Source organism: Amycolatopsis sp. 2-15 (genome assembly GCF_030285625.1).
In the GTDB taxonomy this organism is placed as follows: Bacteria; Actinomycetota; Actinomycetes; order Mycobacteriales; family Pseudonocardiaceae; genus Amycolatopsis; species Amycolatopsis carbonis.
Window position 1 is genome coordinate 3,710,763 of record NZ_CP127294.1, and the last position, 16,513, is coordinate 3,727,275.

Below are 16,513 nucleotides of genomic sequence, written 5' to 3' on the forward strand. Positions count from 1 at the left end.
CGATCTGTAAGGACACTATCTGAGTCTCCGGAGATTATGCGAACCTCTCCCACCGTAGAAAGATCGAGCTCCTCTGCAAGTTCTTCCAGTGCGCGCGACTGAAAGTGTGGGTCTGCCCACCAAACAACCCCCTTGAGTGGTCTGATTATCCGACGAAGGCGAACTATGTTTAGGAAAGGTGTCTTAGGGGATATCATCGCGGCGATTCCTTCTATTTCGCCACCGAGAGCCGCATCGGGAGAGGGAAGTAGGGAGCGCACTGTCTTTAGCTTCTTCGAGTATGCAATTAATCCAACGCTATTCAACCAATGAAGTAGTGGTCGAAGTTCATTAATCGTCACATCGCTCTTGATACAACGATGTTGCATCAAGAGCCTAAGTACACCCTCTTCAGGTACCTGCCCCATTCCGCGGAGTTCCTGCTCCATGACTTGAATGGGGGTCAGGGTCCTCATGGCAGCAGCAAGGGCTGATTCAGATTCGTCCTCCCGTCCGAGCACCCAGCGTAGCTTAAACAAGGCTTGGCCAGCGGGCGTCAGGATCATATCTTCCGCGAGGCCACAGCGAGTTAGAATATAGTGGATCGATGGATCGGTGCGTTCTCCCGAGATGGCGATCCCGCGCAGCGCAGCTAGGATTTCACGAGACGAAGTGTTCAGGATTGCGCTATCGTCAACTAGCTCTTCAGGCACGATGTGTCAACCCAAGCGAACTCAAAATCTGGATGACTTCGTCCGCGCGGTACTTCGACAAGTCGAGCGTTACTGACAATTTAATGGAACTCTCAGTGTGCGATTCTGCAGCGGGAAAGCTCTCGTATTCGACCATCACCGGATTATTGTTGGGCTCCTCGCCTGGTCCGGTCTCCAGCAAGTATCCACCGTCGCCGAACGCTCTGTCGATATCTGCGTCGTTTTCTGACTCCTCTTCGTCTGGAACATCGTTCAATTCAGAAATACCGGGTTTGTCGTCACCCTGAATCCGGACGACTCCACTCGTGTCGATCATTTCGGCGTACTGCAACGAGTTTATGAAGGCATTAGCCGCCGCTGTCGCGAAATCCTCTTTTTTGCCGTAGTCATACTGCAGTCGCGAGGCTAACACGTCTACCGCGGGTACAGGGGTTCCGTCGAAGTCGGTTACCAGCTCTCGATATGCCTTGAGGTGTAGGACGGCAGCTCGCCTGGCCTCTTTCTGCTGTTCCGGATCCGAACTATTTACTAGTTGTTGTCCCAGTGTGGTCAGTCCAATCTGATCATCCTTCTTTTCGATCAGCTGAAATCCTTTCATGAGTGCAAGGCGTGTATCCCAACTTCCGCTCGACGTGCTCAAGCCCAATTGCTTTGCAAATGCCTGGGTAGACGCCTTTCCGAGTCGCGCTATGCCCCATAGCTTTGTCGCCATCTTTTCGGCCTCAGGGAGGCCAATATTTGGAAGCCCTCGCTTGACTCCAGAATTTGGTGCCGGCTGTTTCGCGTTCCCCGTACCGGTCGGTGTTGTCATTTTCCCCACTTTTTTGTCGCATACTTTGTTGTTTGCCGAACTTGGCTCTATGGGATCAAGGCGCCGCCGGCGGCGGCGCGTGGTCGCCGTGCGTTCGGCGGGCTCGCCCAGTGCGGCACGGACGGCCTGCCGCTCCGCTTCGGCCGCCGGCCGCGGGCGACCCGCCGGAAGGAGCGTCGGGAGGCGCGCCGCCGCCGGCGGGCGGGGATCCGTAGAGGTGCATACCGGCATATACGGCCGACGCGCTCAGCGCGTTACAGGCCGGTGCGAGATCGTAACCGTCCGCTTCCTCGTCGTTGATCGTTTAACACCGGCTCGCCGCCATCAAGGGCGCCTCCGGCGTCGCTGTGCGATGGCCGCAAGCGTCCACCCCTGACACCGTCGAACCGGCGCTAACGGGGGCGGGGACGAGGACGACGGGGGCGGCTGGGCGCGGCCGACAGGGCGGGCGCGCGAATCAGGGCTGGGCCGTCGTGGGGCCGTCAGACGTCAAGATCGGTCCGGACGCGACCGGACGGGATGAGACGCAAAACAGCAGGTCAGAGGCGGTTTACCAGGGGTGTGCCGAGGTGGACCAGACCGCCTGGATAGTTCATGAACAAGAAGTCGATCCGGTTGTGAGCTGCCGGGTTGTAGTTCTCGGCGTGGCGAGGCCGTCGTCAGGTCGCCGCGGATTCGTCAGTGGCGGCTTGGTCGACGGCGTGTTCTTGCTGGTTTTTCTGGCGTGGGTGCTCGGGTGATCGAGTCCGCTGACGAGTTCGTTCGGCTGTGCCGGAGTCCGGATCCAGGGGAGCGCCGCAGGGCCGCGGTGGACGAGGCATCCGAGCAGGTCTGGCTGGACGTCGTTCATCGCTATCCGGACGAGCGGGTGGGAGTTGCTCAAAACAAGACTGTTCCGCTCGTGGTGCTGGAAGTTCTTATCGGCGATCCTGATGCTCGCGTACGCTCGATGGTGGCGATGAAGCGAAAGCTCACCCCCAGTCTTCTCGAACGCCTGTCCCGAGATCCCAACGAAGCCATCAGGATGAGAGTCGCGCTGCACAACAACACTCCCAGGGCGATGTTGGAATCTCTTCGAAACGACCCCTGGCACGAGATCCGTGCGACCGTAGAGGACAGATTGGGAAGTTGATCCGCGAGCTCGTGAGGACGGGGGCGCCGTAGCGTTCGAATACCTGACGGATACCAGCGTGGCGGAGTGGCTTGCCCGAACCGGGGCGTGAGCGGGGATAGGGGCGACGAGGCGAGCCATCGAGAGCCTGGTCGACACGCCCGGGATCGACGTCGTCGAGGCGCGGCCCGAGGAGCGGCCGCCGCTGTTCAGGTAGTGATCAACCGGAAACCGACGTCCAGGGAGTCCAGAGCCAGCAAGTCGGCATGCCGCCGCTGCCAGGCGCCGGAAGCCGAGTCGGCGCGCAAGGACGCGATGCCGCGGGCCACGGCCGCCGGCGGGGATTGCGCGAGGGCCGAGCAGGAGCGGCGGACGCGCTCGTCCAGGTACGCCGACGGGCGGCGCCAATGGGCGGGGTACACGCCGTCCTGGAAGTCCCACGGAACGGGCAGTACCTCGACCGCGGACGCGCCCAGTTCGGTGGCGATGTCGGTGGCAGAAGGGCGAGAGCGTTCCAGCGAAGCGACTTCCGGGATGTACTCGCGCGTGAGCCAGAAGTCGGCGTGCAGGCGGGTGTCGTAGACGAGGATGACTTGGCGGCGGGCGACGCGGCGGAGTTCGGCCAGGCCGCGGCGCCAGTCGAGCCAGTGGTGGACCGTGAGGATGGCCAGGGCGACGTCGGCGGAGGCCGAGCGCAACGGGAGGTGTTCGGCAACGGCTTGCACTGCGGGAGCCGACGCGGGAGGGCGCTGCGCGAGCATGCGGCGGGAAGGTTCGACGGCCGCGACAGCCGCACGTGGCTCGTAGGACCCCGTGCCGGCGCCGACGTTCACGACTGAAGCCGCGGGGCCGATCGCCGCGAGGATGCGGGCCAGCCAGCGCGGGTCCGTGCGGCGGCCGAGGGAGTAGTCCTTGCCGATGCTGTCGTAGACGGTCATGAGCGCAGCAGAGAACCCAGCCAGCCGGCGAAAACCACCTGCGTCTCAGCCAGCATGGCAGCCTGATCCGAAGCCGAAGCGATCATCCGCGCCGCCTCCATCACGGCGCTCAAGATGAGCTGCGCCAAAGTGCGAATAGGCATATCCACGATCAACCCCGCCGAGTGGGCCTGCGAAAGCGCGGAAACCAGCAGCCCCAACCCGTACTCGCCCTCGATCTCCCGCCAGACGTCCCAGCCGAGCACCGCCGGGGCGTCCGTGAGGGAGATGCGCTGGACCTCCGGGCGGAGACACGCCTCCAGGAAAGTCCCCAGCGCCGTGGTCATGCCCACCAACGGATCGGCGGACGCGGTCATCACCGCCGAGACCTCCGCCGTGAGCTCGCGTTCAACCGACTCCACCACGGCGCGGAACAGGCCCAGCTTGTCACCGAAGTGGTGGTACAGCGCGCCGCGCGTGACGCCCGCCGTGCGGGTGATTTCTTCGGCCGGGACGTCGCGGTAGCCGCGCGTGCCGAAGAGCTCGCGGGCGGCGCCGACGAGGGCGGCGCGCGTGCTGTCGGAACGTTCCTGCTGAGTGCGTCTCACCCGGCCTAATCTGCCATGACGCTCGCGAACTCGACGATGTGCCCGGCCAGCACCTCGGGCTGGTCCTCGGGGACGAACGTGTACGAGTCGGCGATCTCCACCACGCGAGCGTCCGGCAAAAGCGACGCCAGCCTGTGCGCGAGCCGCACGGGGAACAGCTTGTCCTCCGTCGCCCACGCCAGCAGCACCGGCCGGGAGAAGGAGCGCAGCTGCTCCGCCGCTGCCAGGGTCAACCGCGGATCCACCGACCGCAGGAGCTTCCGCAAGTCCCGCTGGACACCGCGAGATCGTCGCAACCGCAGCAGGTACTTCGCGGCCACCGCCGGATCCAGCGGCTTCTTGACCACCCAGCCGAACAGCAGCGGCAACGGCCACAGCGCCCGAACCCGCAGCAGCTGGCCCAGCACGGCCATCGAACCCGGCACCTTCGCCGCCACGGGCAGCGGCTTGAAGATCGGCGGGAAGAAGTACTCGAAGCTGTCCGACGGTGTCAGCACCACCCGCTCGACGCGCGACGGAGAGCGCGCCAGCAGGAGCTGCGTGATCGCGCCGCCGGTGTCGTTGGCCACCAGAATCACGTCGTGCAGGTCGAGGGCCTCCAGGAAGTCGCCCAGGAGCGTCGCCATGCCCGGGGCGCTCAGGTCGGCGTCGGCTCGCATCGGGGTTTCGTGGGCGCCCATCGGCAGATCCGGGGCCAGGCAACGGAAACCCGCCTCCGCGACGGCCGGCACGACCTTGCGCCACAGCAGCGCGTTGGTGAGCACTCCGTGCACGAAGACGACGGGCCGCCCCGACCCGCGTTCGTAGTAGCGCACCTCGCCCTGTGGCAGGCGGATGCGGTGGTCCGGTCCGAGAGAGGAAGTCATGTCGCCACGATACATACATACAGTCTGTATGTAAATGAGACGCGGACAGCACTGTGCCCGCCGCCCCGAAACCGGAACGGCGGGCACAGGGGACCCGGATCAGGCCAGCTCGGCCGCCAGCTGTGAAACGCCCCAGCGCAGGTCCTCTTCGGACACCACGAGCGGTGGCGCCAGCCGGATCGTGCTGCCGTGGGCGTCCTTCGCCAGCACGCCGCGGCCAAGCAGGCCTTCGCAGACGTCCCGGCCCGTGCGACCGCGCACGTCGATGCCGGCCCACAGACCGCGCACCCGCACCGCGTCGACCGCGGACGAAGGCAACTCGGACAAGACAGAAGCGAACACCCGGCCCAGCTCGTCGGCCCGGCGCTGCGGCTCACCCGTCTTCAGCTTCCGCACCACCGCCGTCCCGACAGCGCACGCGAGCGGGTTGCCACCGAACGTGCTGCCGTGCTCACCCGGCCGGAACACACCCAGCACGTCGCGCCGCGACACCACGGCCGACACCGGCATGATGCCGCCGCCCAGCGCCTTGCCCAGCACGTACATGTCGGGCACGACATCCTCGTGATCACACGCGAACGTCCGCCCGGTCCGCCCGAGCCCGGACTGGATCTCGTCGGCGATGAACAGCACGCCGGCTTCGGAGCAGATGGCGCGAACCGCACGCAGGTACCCGTCGGGCGGCAGCACCACACCGCCCTCACCCTGGATCGGCTCGATCAACACGGCCACCGTGTCCTCGTCCACCGCGGCCCGCAACGCCTCCGCGTCGCCGAACGGCACGGTCACGAAACCCGGCGTGAACGGGCCGTGGTCGGCGATCGCCTCGGGGTCGTCGGAGAATCCGACGATCGTCACCGTCCGTCCGTGGAAGTTGCCGCCCGCCACCACGATCTTCGCGCGCCCGGCCGGCACGCCCTTCACGCGGTAGCCCCACTTGCGCGCCGTCTTGATGGCCGTCTCCACGGCCTCGGCGCCGGTGTTCATCGGCAGCACCATCTCCATGCCGCACAGCTCGGCGAGCTCGGAGGCGAAGGTGCCCAGCTGGTTGTGGTGGAACGCGCGGCTGGTCAGGGTCAGCCGGTCGAGCTGGGCGTGGGCGACGGCCAGCAGCTCGTCGTCGCCGTGGCCGAAGTTCAGCGCGCTGTAGCCCGCGAGCAGGTCGAGGTAGCGCCGGCCTTCGACGTCGGTGACCCACGCGCCCTTGCCTTCCGTGAGCACCACGGGCAGCGGGTGGTAGTTGTGAGCCAGTGCAGCTTCGGCGCGTTCGATCTCTTCGCCGGTGATGGACATTTCTCTCCGCTTCAAGTGAACTCAGACGAGGGTTCCGGCCGGCTGCGAGGCCGCCGGTTCGGGGTCGGGGTCGGGCGCCGGCCGGTCCGGGCGGCGCCGGACCTTCTTCGGCCGGTCGAGCAGCTCGGCGACGCGGGAGAGCCCGAAGTTGATGACGATGTAGATGACCGCGGTGAACGCGTACGTCTGCACGAAGTTGGCGTTGAACTCGCCGATCACCTGCCCGTCGCGCAACAGCTCGGGGTAGCCGACGACGTAGCCGAGGCTCGATTCCTTCAGCGTGCGGATCACCTGGGTGACCAGCGCCGGGCGCAGCGCCCGGAACACCTGGGGCAGCACGACGAGCACCATCGTCTGCCCGCGGCGCAGGCCGATCGCCGCGGCGGCGTCGAACTGGCCGCGGTCCAGGGAGTTCACGCCGGCGCGGACGATCTCGGCGAAGACCGCGCCGGCGTGCAGCACGATCGGGATGGTCAGCACCCAGAACGGCGGGAGGTTCCAGCCGAACATGGGCAGGCCGATGAGGAAGAAGTACACGAGCAGGATCAGCGGGATCGCGCGGAAGAGCTCGATCAGGCCGGCGCACGGGATCGAGACCCACTTGTGCGTGGACAGCCGGCCGAGACCCATCAGCGTGCCGAACACCAGGGAGATCGCGGCGCCGGTGAGGCCGACCTCCAACGTGGTCAGCAGGCCCTGCAGCAGGTAGCGGATGTTCGACCACTCGATGAGCGGCTCCCACAGGCGCGCGGTGAGCTGCTGCACGTGGGCGAGCTGGGCGAGAGCACCGCCGACGATGCCGATCAGCGCGAGGACGGCCACGACGGTGGCGATCTTCAGCCGCTTCTGACCTCGGGGCCCGAGTTCGTCGAAAAGGGCGGGGGAGCGCGACTTCATCGTCGGATGCGAACCTTCCGTTCGACGACGCCGGTCAGCTGGCCGATCGTCAGGGTGATCAGGAGGTAGCCGATGACCGCGGCGATGAAGGTCGGGATCGGCTGGGCGAAGTCGAGGTTGAACTGACGCGCCGAACCGGTGAGCTCCTGCACGCCGACCGCGGCGCCGAGTGCCGAACCGAGACACACGTTGATCAGGATGTTGCCCAGCGGCTGAACCATCGACCGGAACGCCTGCGGCAGCACGACCTGCCGCAGGACGCCCGAGAACGTGAGGCCGATGGCGCGCGCCGCCTCGATCTGGCCGAGCGGCACGCCGGCGATGCCGGAGCGCACCGTTTCGCAGATGTAGGCGCCGAAGTACAGCCCCAGCCCCAGCACGACCGACCCGAACAGCGGGACGGTCGCGCCGAGGTAGGGCAGGCCGAAGACCACCATGACCATCACCAGCAGCATCGGCGAGTTGCGCAGGCAGTGCACGTAGAACCCGGCGGCCGCCCGCAGCGGCCCGATCGGGCTGACGCGGCAGACACCCAGCAGGGTGCCGATCACCAGCGCCAGCGGAAACGCGATCGCGGCCAGCTCGAGGGTCGTCAGCAGACCGGTCAGCAGCTCACCGAGGTGCGCGAAGAGCACGGACATGGGGTCTCCGATTTCGGGGTTCGGGTCAGACGCCGGGGACGGAGCCGAGCTTCGGCGGGGTGGGCGGCGGGGTCTTCAACAGCTTGCCGACGGTGCCCTGCCAGAGCTTGGTCCAGGTGCCGTCGGCCTCGATCTTCTGCAGGAACTCGTCGACGACCTGCTTGAACACCGGGTCGTCCTTGGGCTCGCCGATGCCGAAGGGGTTGGAGCCGAACGTCGCGTCCAGCAGCTTCACGTCCGAGCGCGTCTGGATCGCGCCGAGCAGCGAAGCGTTGTTCAGCGTCACGGCGTCGGCGCGGCCCTGCTCCACCGCGGCGATGCACTGCGCGGTGGTGTCGAACAGCACCGGCTGCGCGGTCGGCACCTCGGTGACCAGCGCGGTCTTCGCCGCACCGGACTCGGTGGCCACCTTCTTGCCGGCGAGGTCCTTGGCGCTCTTGATCGTGGTGTCCGTGGACTTCACGATGATGCCGCTGGCGGCCATGTAGTACGGGCCGGAGAAGTTCACCAGCTTGGCGCGCTCCGGCGTCATCGTGTACGTCTGGATCGCGACGTCGATCGTGTGGTTGCCGAGCAGGCCCTCACGGGTGTCGGAGCCACCGCTCTGCATCCTCGCCGCAGGCTTGCCCAGCAGGTACTTCGCGAGCAGGTCGGCGATGCCGGCGTCGAAGCCGGAGATCTTGCCGGTGGCCGGGTCGAGCTGCGAGAAGCCCAGCGTGTTGCGGCTGCCGGCCCAGACCAGCTCGCCGCGCTGGCGGATCTTGTCCAGGATCGGCGAGTGCGGCAGGTTCTGGCCCACCGGGGCGCCCGCGACGGCGTCGTCCTGGCTGATCATCTTGGCGACGTCGGCGGCGGCCGGCTTCGCGGCGGCGCCACCGGGGGCCGTGGCCGGGGCGCTGCCGCACGCGGCGAGCAGCGCGCCCGCGACGACCACCGCGCCCACGGCGGCGGTGATTCTGGTCAGCTTCATTGCTTTCTCCTTGTCACGGTGGGGAACTGCAGTGCTGGAGGGACTAGTGCTGGAGGACTTTGGACAGGAAGTCCCGCGCCCGGGCCGTGCCGGTGCGGTCGAAGAACTCTTCGGGGGTGCCTTGTTCGGCGATGCGGCCTTCGCTCATGAAGACCACGCGGTGGGCGGCACGGCGGGCGAAGCCCATCTCGTGGGTGACCACGACCATCGTGGTGCCCTCCGCGGCGAGTGAGGTCATCACGTCGAGGACCTCGCTCACCATCTCCGGGTCGAGCGCGCTGGTCGGTTCGTCGAACAGCACGATCTTGGGGTTCATCGCGAGCGCCCTGGCGATGGCCACGCGCTGCTGCTGGCCGCCGGAAAGCTCGGCGGGCAGTTTGTCGGCCTGGTCGGCCACGCCCACGCGGTCGAGCAGCCGTCGTGCGGTCGCTTCGGCCTCCCGCTTGGGAATCCCGCGGACGCGGATCGGCCCGAGCGTCACGTTCTCGAGCACGCTGCGGTGCGCGAAGAGGTTGAACGACTGGAAGACCATGCCGACGTCGGCCCGCAGGCGCGCCAGGTCGCGGCCCTCCGCGGGCAGCGGCTTGCCGTCGAGCGTGATGGTACCGGAGTTGATCTTCTCCAGGCGGTTGATGCAGCGGCACAGCGTCGACTTGCCCGACCCGGACGGGCCGAGGACCACCACGACCTCGCCCTGGTGGATGTCGAGGTCGATGTCGTGCAGCACCTGCACCTCGCCGTAGCTCTTGTTCACACCGCGCAGACTGGCGAGCACGGGTCCGGTCATCAGTGACCTCCGGGGCCGTCGTAGAGCTGCCAGGGCAGCAGTTCGTAGTCGTTCTCACAGGGGTTGCCGACCGCCACGCGGTACTCGCCGCTGGTCAGGTCGACCAGGCTGGAGGCGATCGTCTTGTAGCGCTTGAGGTCCGGCGCCCGGTCGTCCGGGTGGGCGCACACGCCGTCGGGGTGCCCGACGTGGTCGCTCATCGTGGTGGCGACCACCTTGCGCACCTCGGCGGAGCTGGTGGCCGTGCGCGCGGACGCGAGCCCGCGTTCGATCACCTGCACGCGGTAGAGCGAGTCCACAGGGGACACGCGGTGCGCCGCGGCGATCCGGTCGGGCACGCCGTACTGGTAGTGGTTGCCGTGCACCAGCATTCCGTTGCTCGGCAGGCCCCAGCGGTGCACGACGGGGGTGGTCTCGTAGTCCACCGCGACACCGCCGCGGTGGGTCACCAGCAGGTTGGTGGCGATGTGCTGGTGGACGTCGAAGGGCACCTGCAGGGCGCTCTTGAGGTGGTCGTGGTCGAGGATCAGGCGGCGCAGCACCGGCTGCGGGATGCCGATCGGCGTGCCGAAGGCGCCGTTGAGCCCGTTGGCGTTGAGCGCGATGCCCGCGGAGTTGGCGCCGTGACGGCCGATCTGGCCGGCCTCGACCTGCATGATGAGGGTGGGCTTGGGCGGCTGGACCACGCGCAAGAGCACCACGGTGTCCTGCGTGCCTTCCCGCCAGTCCCAGTTCTGTCCACAGTAGACGTGGCCGTCGCCGGTCGCCTCGGGCAGCAGGGCGAAGGAGGAGCAGCCGTCGGCCGGCTCTTCCTCTTCGGTGACGGCCGGGTTGAAGGCGCTGTCGTGGTTGCGGACGATCTCGCCGCGCGCGTTCAGCGCGAGGATCTCGTCCTGGTGCACGCCGGCGCCGTCGGCGATCGCGTCCATCTCTTCGAGCAGGTGCGGTGCGACGGCGGCGATCGGTGCGCGCCAGCGCCGGGCCGAGGCCTGCACGTCCGTCCACTCCAGACCCGACGCGAGCCGGAAAGCGTCGCGGTAGTAGGCGATCGACCTGCGGATCTCCGCCCTGGCGGCCTCTCCGTAGGCGAGTCCCCGCTCACGGGGACCACCTTCGATCTGGACCAACCGGACTGCCATGAATACCTCTTTCCCGGTGCTGGCGATTCGTTGAAGGTTTGCGCTACATTCATCAGGAACTTGTAGTGGCAGCTACGGATAAGATAGACCGTGCTACGAAGTTGTCAACACCTGTCGTCGTTACTACATGGTTACGACGGTGCAGGACGGTCCCACGCCATGCCAAGGAGATCCGCTCCATGACGAGCCCCCAAGCGACGCCCGACTCCGCCCGAGTCCTCGACCCGACGGAGTTCTACTACGGCGGGCCGACGCCGTTTTTCGCGCTGCAGAGCGACCAGCGCTTTTCCTACTGCCTCTACGTGCCCAGCGCCCACCGCACCTCCGAGACGCCGCTGCCGCTGCTCGTCCTGATGCACGGCACCCAGCGCACCGCGGAGCGTTACCGCAACGACTACCGCGAGTTCGCGGAGCAGAACGACACCATCGTGCTCGCCCCGCTGTTCCCGGCCGGCATCGCGCAGCCCGGCGACCTGCACGGCTTCAAGCGCCTGAGCTTCGAAGGCATCCGCTACGACCTGATCCTGCTCGACATCATCGCCGAGGTCGCCGCGCGCTTCCGCGTGGACGCCGACCGCTTCTACCTGCACGGCTTCTCCGGCGGCGGGCAGTTCGCCCACCGCTTCGCCTACCTGCACGCCGACCGGCTGGCCGCGTTGTCCATCGGCGCTCCGGGCCGCGTCACGCGGATCGACCCGGACGTTTCGTGGTGGCTGGGCACCGCCGACGTGCGTGAGCTGTTCGGGACCGACGTGCAGGTGGAGACCCTGCGCAAGCTGCCCGTGCAGATGATCGTGGGCGGCGAGGACAAGGACACCTGGGAGATCGCGGAGCCGGGCATCGACGCCGGCGGTGACACGCGGATCGAGCGGCTGACCACGTTGCGCAAGAATTTCGAAAGCAATGGGATCGATGTGCAGTTCGACGTGGTGCCTGGGGTGGCGCACCGCGGGCTGCTGATCCAACCGGTGGTGAAGAGCTTCATCGCCGGGGAGCTGGCGCGCCGGCCGTAGCGCGTGACGGGCTCACGGGGCGCGGCCGCACCGTGGCGGCCTTCCCGTGGGCACGTGGATCGGGAAACGAGGGTGGGATGGGGAACGAGGAAGAGTCGCTGCGCGCACGGATCGCGCGATGCCTGCCGAAGATGTCGCGGGCCGAGCGAACCGTCGCGGAGTACCTGCGCGACCACGGCCGCTACGCCATTTTCGCCACGGCCGAGCAGATCGGCGGCGCGACGGCGACCAGCGACGCGACCGTGGTGCGCACCGCGAAGTCGCTGGGGTTCGCGGGGCTGATGGACCTGCGGCGCAGCCTGGCGCGCGAGGTCGCGCTGGAGACCAGCCCGTCGCACCGGCTGCTGACCGAGCTGCCCGACGGCGCCACCGCGGGCGATGCCGTGGTGGACAAGGTCTTCACCGACGCGACCGAGCGGCTGGCCGCCACGTGGCGGCTCGTGCAGTCCGACGAGTTCCTGCACGCGGTCGACCTGCTCGACGACGCGCGCGAGGTCCTCAGCTTCGGCCTGGGGGCCTCGAGCCTGGTGGCGCGGTACCTGACCATGCGCCTGGTCCGGATGGGCCGGCGCGCGCGTTCCACGGGCGCCACGGGCTTCCAGCTGGCCGACGACCTGCTCGGCATCGGCCCGGACGACGTTGTCGTGCTCTACATCCCCGGCCGGATCCTCGGCGAGATCGAGGTGCTGCTCGATCACGCCGAGGAGGTCGGCGCGAGCGTGGTGCTCGTGTCCAGCTCGCTGGGGCCGTTGTTCGCCTCCCGCGTGGACGTCACGCTCACGGCCCCGCAGAGCGCCAGCAACTTCACCGGGGAGATGCTGAGCGCGGAGGTGCTCACCGACGCGTTGGTGCTGCGCCTGGCCTCCCGCGACGAAAACCGCGCGACGAAGACGTCGGAACTGCTGACTTCGCTGCGTTCCGACCTGATCAACGGCGTTCTGCGCGCACCGCGTTTGCCGCGGGGCGACGGCGTCGCTTAACCGGCGCCGGCGGTTTTCTCCACGCTGACGGTGCTGAGGTGGCGCCGCAGGTACTCCGCCGCGTCCGCGGTGCGGCCGGCCAGCAGCAGGTCCGCGAGGTCGACGTGCTCGCGGCAGCGCACCGCCGCCCGGTCGCGCGGCAGCGTGCGCCGGTACTCGATCAGGCGGCGCAGGTTGTCCACGCGGCGCAGCGAGTCGATGAAGAACGTGTTGTGGCTGCAGGCCACCACGGCCTCGTGGAAGGCGCGGTTGCGGGCGAACAGCTCGGTGTTGCTCACAGTCTGCGCGGCGCCCTCGGCGAGCTCGAGCTGTTGCGCGCGAACGGTTTCGATGGCTGCCCGGTCCACGGCGAAGCCGGGCTCCAGCAGCGCCGCGGGTTCGAGCGCGAGCCGGAAGCGGTAGCTGTCCTCATAGGACTCCTGCGACGTCAGCATCGGCTGGAACTCCCAGCCGTAGCCGGGCAGCCGCTCGATCCAGCCCTCGCCGGAGATACGGCGCAGCACGGCCGTCACCTGCGCCGGCGTGAGGGCGTAGCGGCGCGCCAGCTCGCTCTCGCTCACGCGGTCGGGCAGCTCGCCGTCGAGCCGGTCCGACGCGATGCGCAGGTACTGCTCCTCGTCCTCGTCACCGGTCTCGACGGTGAGCTCGGTGACCGGGCGGGCCACGGTGTGGCCGCCGCCGGGCTCGGCGACGGCCACCACCCCTTCGTCCGCCAGCAGGCGTAGCGCCGCGCGCACGGGTGAGCGCGAAACCCGCAGGTGCGCGGCCAGGGTGCGCTCCACCAGCCGCGTGCCCGGCTCGGCCGCGGTCTCGCGGATGTAGCCCACGATGCGCGCCGCGACCTGCCGGGTGAGCGGGGTCGGGATCTGTTCCACTTCCCCAGGCTAGCGCCGGTGCTCGGCATCCACCCGGGTGGTGGTGCCGGTCGCGACGATCGTGCGCGTCGCCTCCACCGAGGCGTAGGTCCAGAGGATCCGCATCGGTGCCGTGGCCGAGGCGTTGCGGAACCGGTGCGGCACGCCCGCGTCGACGTAGGTGGTGTCCCAAGTGGACAGGTGGTGCTCGGCGCCGTCGATCTCCACGATCGCCTCGCCCTCCAGGATCACCACGCTCTCGGGGCAGTTGTGCGTGTGCAGCGGGATGCCCGCACCGCCGTCGAAGAGGGTCTGGCCGTTGAGGAACACCTCGGCGCCCAGTGCCTTGCTCACCAGCGGGATCGTGCGCGCGCCGCCGCCGCGGTCGGCCGCGGACAGCTCGGCCGGGCGCAGCACCACCGACGGGAACGGCTTCGATTCGCTCATCGGGTTCCTCCGAACCACACGGTCTTCACGTTCACGAACTCGCGGATCCCGTCCGCGCCCAGCTCCCGACCGTAGCCGGACTTCTTGATTCCGCCGAACGGCAGCCGCGGGTCGGAGGCGACCATGCTGTTCACGAACACCGCGCCGGCTTGCAGGCCCTTGGCGAAGCGCTGCGCGCGCTCCGAAGACCGCGTCCACACGGCCGCGCCGAGGCCGAACTCGGTGTCGTTGGCCAGAGCCAGGGCCTCGTCGTCGCCCGAAACGCGCACAATGGCCGCGACCGGGCCGAACGTCTCCTCGTCGAACGCCGCCATGCCCGGCTTCACGCGGTCGAGCACCGTCGGCGCGTAGAAGTACCCCGGCCCGGCCACGGGCTCGCCTCCGGTCCGGAGCACGCCGCCGGCGGCGACGGTGCGGCGGACCTGCTCGTCGAGCCCGTCGCGCAGGTCCTCGCGGGCGAGCGGCCCGACGGTGGTGCCCGCCTCGGCCGGATCGCCCACTCGCAGCCGTTCGACCGCGGCGGTGAAAGCTTCGGCGAACTCGTCGGCCACGGCTTCGTCCACGATGAACCGCTTGGCGTTGACGCAGCTCTGGCCGTTGTTGAGGAACCGCGCGCGCACGGCCGTCTCGGCGGCGGCCGGCACGTCGGCGTCGGCGAGGACCACGAACGGATCCGAGCCGCCGAGCTCCAGCACCTGCTTCTTGAGCGCGGCCCCGGCCTGGCTCGCGACCAGGGCGCCGACGCGGGTCGAACCGGTCAGCGTGACGGCGGCGATGCGGTCGTCGGCGATGAGCTTCGCGACCTCGCCGACGTCGACCAGTAGCGCTCGCACCAGCCCGGCGGGCGCCGAGGCCTTGCGGAACACGTCTTCGATGGCCAGTGCGCAGCCCGGCACGTTGGTGGCGTGCTTGAGGATCGCGCCGTTGCCCGCGGCCAGCGCCGGAGCGGCGAAGCGGAAGAACTGCCAGAACGGGTAGTTCCACGGCATCACGGCCAGCACGACACCGAGCGGTTCGGCCACCACGGACGCCTCGGCCAGCACCGGGCGCTCGGCCAGGTACTCCGCGGCGTGCTCGGCGTAGTGCACGCAGTTCAGCGCGCACTTCTCGATCTCGGCCTCGGCTTCGGCGAGCGGCTTGCCCATCTCTTCGGTGATCAGCCGCGCGTACTCGGCCTTCCCGGCGCGCAGGACCGCGGCCAGCTCGCGAAGCAGCTCCACGCGTTCGGCAAGGGGTTTCTCGCGCCACTGTGCCTGCGCGGCCACGGCCGCAGCCAGTGCGGCATCGACCTCTTCGGCCGAGTGCGAGTCGTATGTGGACAGTGGCTTGCCCGTCGCCGGGTTCACGGACTGGATCATCGGGCACCCGCCGGAAGGCCGGTGATGGACTCGGAAACCGCGCCGGCGAACGCTTCGGTGCCGAGAGTGCCGCCGACGTCCGCTGTGCGCGTCGCCGGGTTGTCGAGGACGGAGTCCACCGCGCGGGTCACGAGCTGTGCGCCCGCCACGAGCGCGTCGTTGCCGTCGCGGCGCCCGCGCCAGTCGAGCAGCATCGCCGCGGACAGGATGAGCGAGGCCGGGTTGGCCACGCCCTGGCCCGCGATGTCGGGGGCCGAACCGTGCTGCGCCTGGCCGACGCACACGTCGTGCCCGGCGTTGATCGAGCCGCCAAGGCCGAGGCTGCCGGACAGCTCGGAGGCCTCGTCGGACAGGATGTCGCCGAACATGTTGGTGGTCACCAGCACGTCGAAGCGCGCCGGGTCGCGCACCAGCAGCGCCGCCGCCGCGTCCACGATCAGCTCTTCCAGCTCCACGTCGGGGAACTCCTGGGCGACCGCGCGCACCTCGCGCAGGAACAGGCCGTCGGACAGCTTGAGCACGTTGGCCTTGTGCACCGCCGTCACCTTGCCGCGGCGGCCGCGCGCGAGCTCGAACGCCGCCCGCGCGACGCGGGCGGAACCGCGCGCGCTGACCTTGCGCACGGACAGTGCGAGGTCGGGGTCGGGCATGAACTCGCCGGTGCCGGCGAACATGTTGCGGTCGGAGTAGAAGCCCTCGGTGTTCTCGCGCACGATCACGAGGTCCATGGGCTTGCGCAGGATGCTCAGGTCCTCGCGCGAGCGGCACGGGCGTACGTTGGCGAACAGCTCGAACGTGGTCCGCAGCGCGGCGGACGGGTTGATCCCGCCCTCCTCGCGCGGCGGGTACTCGTAGTGCGACACCGGGCCGAGCAGCGTGCCGTCGACCTCGGGCACGCGCTCGAGGACCGACGCCGGCAGCGTGGTGCCGTCGGTCGCGAGCGAGGCCAGGCCGATGTCGCGGACCTCGAAGCTCAGGCCGAGCCCGAGCCGCCGATCCGCGGCGCCGAGCACGTCCAGGGTCGCCGCCGTGATCTCCGGGCCGATTCCGTCGCCGGGCAGGACGAGGACTTTCACGGACACTCCTTCCGACTGCGGATCTTCCGACTCTGGTTTTTCACTCTAGCAAT

The 16,513-nt window shown here is 68.5% G+C and carries 17 protein-coding genes; 3 read left to right on the plus strand and 14 right to left on the minus strand.

The window, feature by feature from the left end; all coding sequences use genetic code 11:
• Positions 1-684 precede the first annotated feature (684 nt).
• Positions 685-1,503, minus strand: a complete 819-nt coding sequence (locus tag QRX50_RS18305; protein WP_285973146.1) for a hypothetical protein — start codon at positions 1,501-1,503, stop codon at positions 685-687.
• 736 nt (positions 1,504-2,239) lie between these two features.
• Between QRX50_RS18305 and QRX50_RS18310 the strand changes: the two genes are divergently transcribed.
• Complete coding sequence (locus QRX50_RS18310; protein WP_285973147.1) at positions 2,240-2,635, plus strand: hypothetical protein; 396 nt, start codon at positions 2,240-2,242, stop codon at positions 2,633-2,635.
• A 188-nt stretch (positions 2,636-2,823) separates the two neighbouring features.
• Here the strand turns inward: QRX50_RS18310 and QRX50_RS18315 are convergent, their stop codons facing one another.
• From QRX50_RS18315 to QRX50_RS18355, 9 genes are all read right to left on the minus strand, one after another.
• Positions 2,824-3,552, minus strand: coding sequence for a class I SAM-dependent methyltransferase (locus QRX50_RS18315; protein ID WP_285973148.1), 729 nt, complete (start codon positions 3,550-3,552; stop codon positions 2,824-2,826).
• Positions 3,549-4,139 (minus strand): TetR/AcrR family transcriptional regulator, encoded by a 591-nt coding sequence (locus QRX50_RS18320; protein ID WP_285973149.1) that lies wholly within the window; start codon positions 4,137-4,139, stop codon positions 3,549-3,551. The genes QRX50_RS18315 and QRX50_RS18320 overlap by 4 nt, the downstream gene beginning before the upstream one ends.
• A 5-nt stretch (positions 4,140-4,144) precedes the next feature.
• On the minus strand, positions 4,145-5,005 hold the full coding sequence (locus QRX50_RS18325) for an alpha/beta fold hydrolase (protein ID WP_285973150.1): 861 nt from the start codon (positions 5,003-5,005) through the stop codon (positions 4,145-4,147).
• A 99-nt stretch (positions 5,006-5,104) separates the two neighbouring features.
• A complete protein-coding gene (rocD, locus tag QRX50_RS18330) occupies positions 5,105-6,298 on the minus strand; it encodes an ornithine--oxo-acid transaminase (protein WP_285973151.1) in 1,194 nt (397 codons plus the stop codon).
• A 21-nt stretch (positions 6,299-6,319) separates the two neighbouring features.
• The gene (locus QRX50_RS18335; protein ID WP_285973152.1) at positions 6,320-7,195 is read right to left on the minus strand and encodes an amino acid ABC transporter permease; all 876 of its coding nucleotides are present in this window, start codon (positions 7,193-7,195) and stop codon (positions 6,320-6,322) included.
• Positions 7,192-7,836, minus strand: a complete 645-nt coding sequence (locus tag QRX50_RS18340) for an amino acid ABC transporter permease (protein ID WP_220243445.1) — start codon at positions 7,834-7,836, stop codon at positions 7,192-7,194. The genes QRX50_RS18335 and QRX50_RS18340 overlap by 4 nt, the downstream gene beginning before the upstream one ends.
• Positions 7,837-7,861: 25 nt before the next feature.
• The gene (locus QRX50_RS18345) at positions 7,862-8,806 is read right to left on the minus strand and encodes a transporter substrate-binding domain-containing protein (protein ID WP_285973153.1); all 945 of its coding nucleotides are present in this window, start codon (positions 8,804-8,806) and stop codon (positions 7,862-7,864) included.
• Positions 8,807-8,849: 43 nt separating this feature from the next.
• The gene (locus tag QRX50_RS18350) at positions 8,850-9,593 is read right to left on the minus strand and encodes an amino acid ABC transporter ATP-binding protein (RefSeq protein ID WP_285973154.1); all 744 of its coding nucleotides are present in this window, start codon (positions 9,591-9,593) and stop codon (positions 8,850-8,852) included.
• Positions 9,593-10,732, minus strand: a complete 1,140-nt coding sequence (locus QRX50_RS18355) for a C45 family autoproteolytic acyltransferase/hydrolase (protein WP_285973155.1) — start codon at positions 10,730-10,732, stop codon at positions 9,593-9,595. Before QRX50_RS18355 ends, QRX50_RS18350 begins: the two co-directional genes overlap by 1 nt.
• Before the next feature lie 179 nt (positions 10,733-10,911).
• On the opposite strand from QRX50_RS18355, the gene QRX50_RS18360 reads away from it, so the two are divergent.
• Together QRX50_RS18360 and QRX50_RS18365 are read left to right on the plus strand one after the other, a co-directional pair.
• A complete protein-coding gene (locus QRX50_RS18360) occupies positions 10,912-11,745 on the plus strand; it encodes an alpha/beta hydrolase family protein (protein WP_285973156.1) in 834 nt (277 codons plus the stop codon).
• A 77-nt stretch (positions 11,746-11,822) separates the two neighbouring features.
• Positions 11,823-12,725 carry a MurR/RpiR family transcriptional regulator gene (locus tag QRX50_RS18365; RefSeq protein WP_285973157.1) on the plus strand — a complete coding sequence of 301 codons (903 nt, stop codon included), beginning with the start codon at positions 11,823-11,825 and terminating at the stop codon, positions 12,723-12,725.
• Here the strand turns inward: QRX50_RS18365 and QRX50_RS18370 are convergent.
• From QRX50_RS18370 to QRX50_RS18385, 4 genes are read right to left on the minus strand one after another with little or no spacing between them, the layout of a single operon-like run.
• Entirely contained in the window at positions 12,722-13,600 is an 879-nt protein-coding gene (locus tag QRX50_RS18370) for a GntR family transcriptional regulator (RefSeq protein ID WP_285973158.1), read from the minus strand. The genes QRX50_RS18365 and QRX50_RS18370 overlap by 4 nt on opposite strands.
• A 9-nt stretch (positions 13,601-13,609) precedes the next feature.
• Positions 13,610-14,026: a cupin domain-containing protein gene (locus QRX50_RS18375; protein ID WP_285973159.1), complete on the minus strand. Its 417-nt coding sequence runs from the start codon at positions 14,024-14,026 to the stop codon at positions 13,610-13,612.
• Positions 14,023-15,384 carry an NAD-dependent succinate-semialdehyde dehydrogenase gene (locus QRX50_RS18380; protein WP_285973160.1) on the minus strand — a complete coding sequence of 454 codons (1,362 nt, stop codon included), beginning with the start codon at positions 15,382-15,384 and terminating at the stop codon, positions 14,023-14,025. Before QRX50_RS18380 ends, QRX50_RS18375 begins: the two co-directional genes overlap by 4 nt.
• On the minus strand, positions 15,381-16,460 hold the full coding sequence (locus QRX50_RS18385) for an isocitrate/isopropylmalate dehydrogenase family protein (protein ID WP_285973161.1): 1,080 nt from the start codon (positions 16,458-16,460) through the stop codon (positions 15,381-15,383). The genes QRX50_RS18380 and QRX50_RS18385 overlap by 4 nt, the downstream gene beginning before the upstream one ends.
• Between the last annotated feature and the right edge of the window lie 53 nt (positions 16,461-16,513).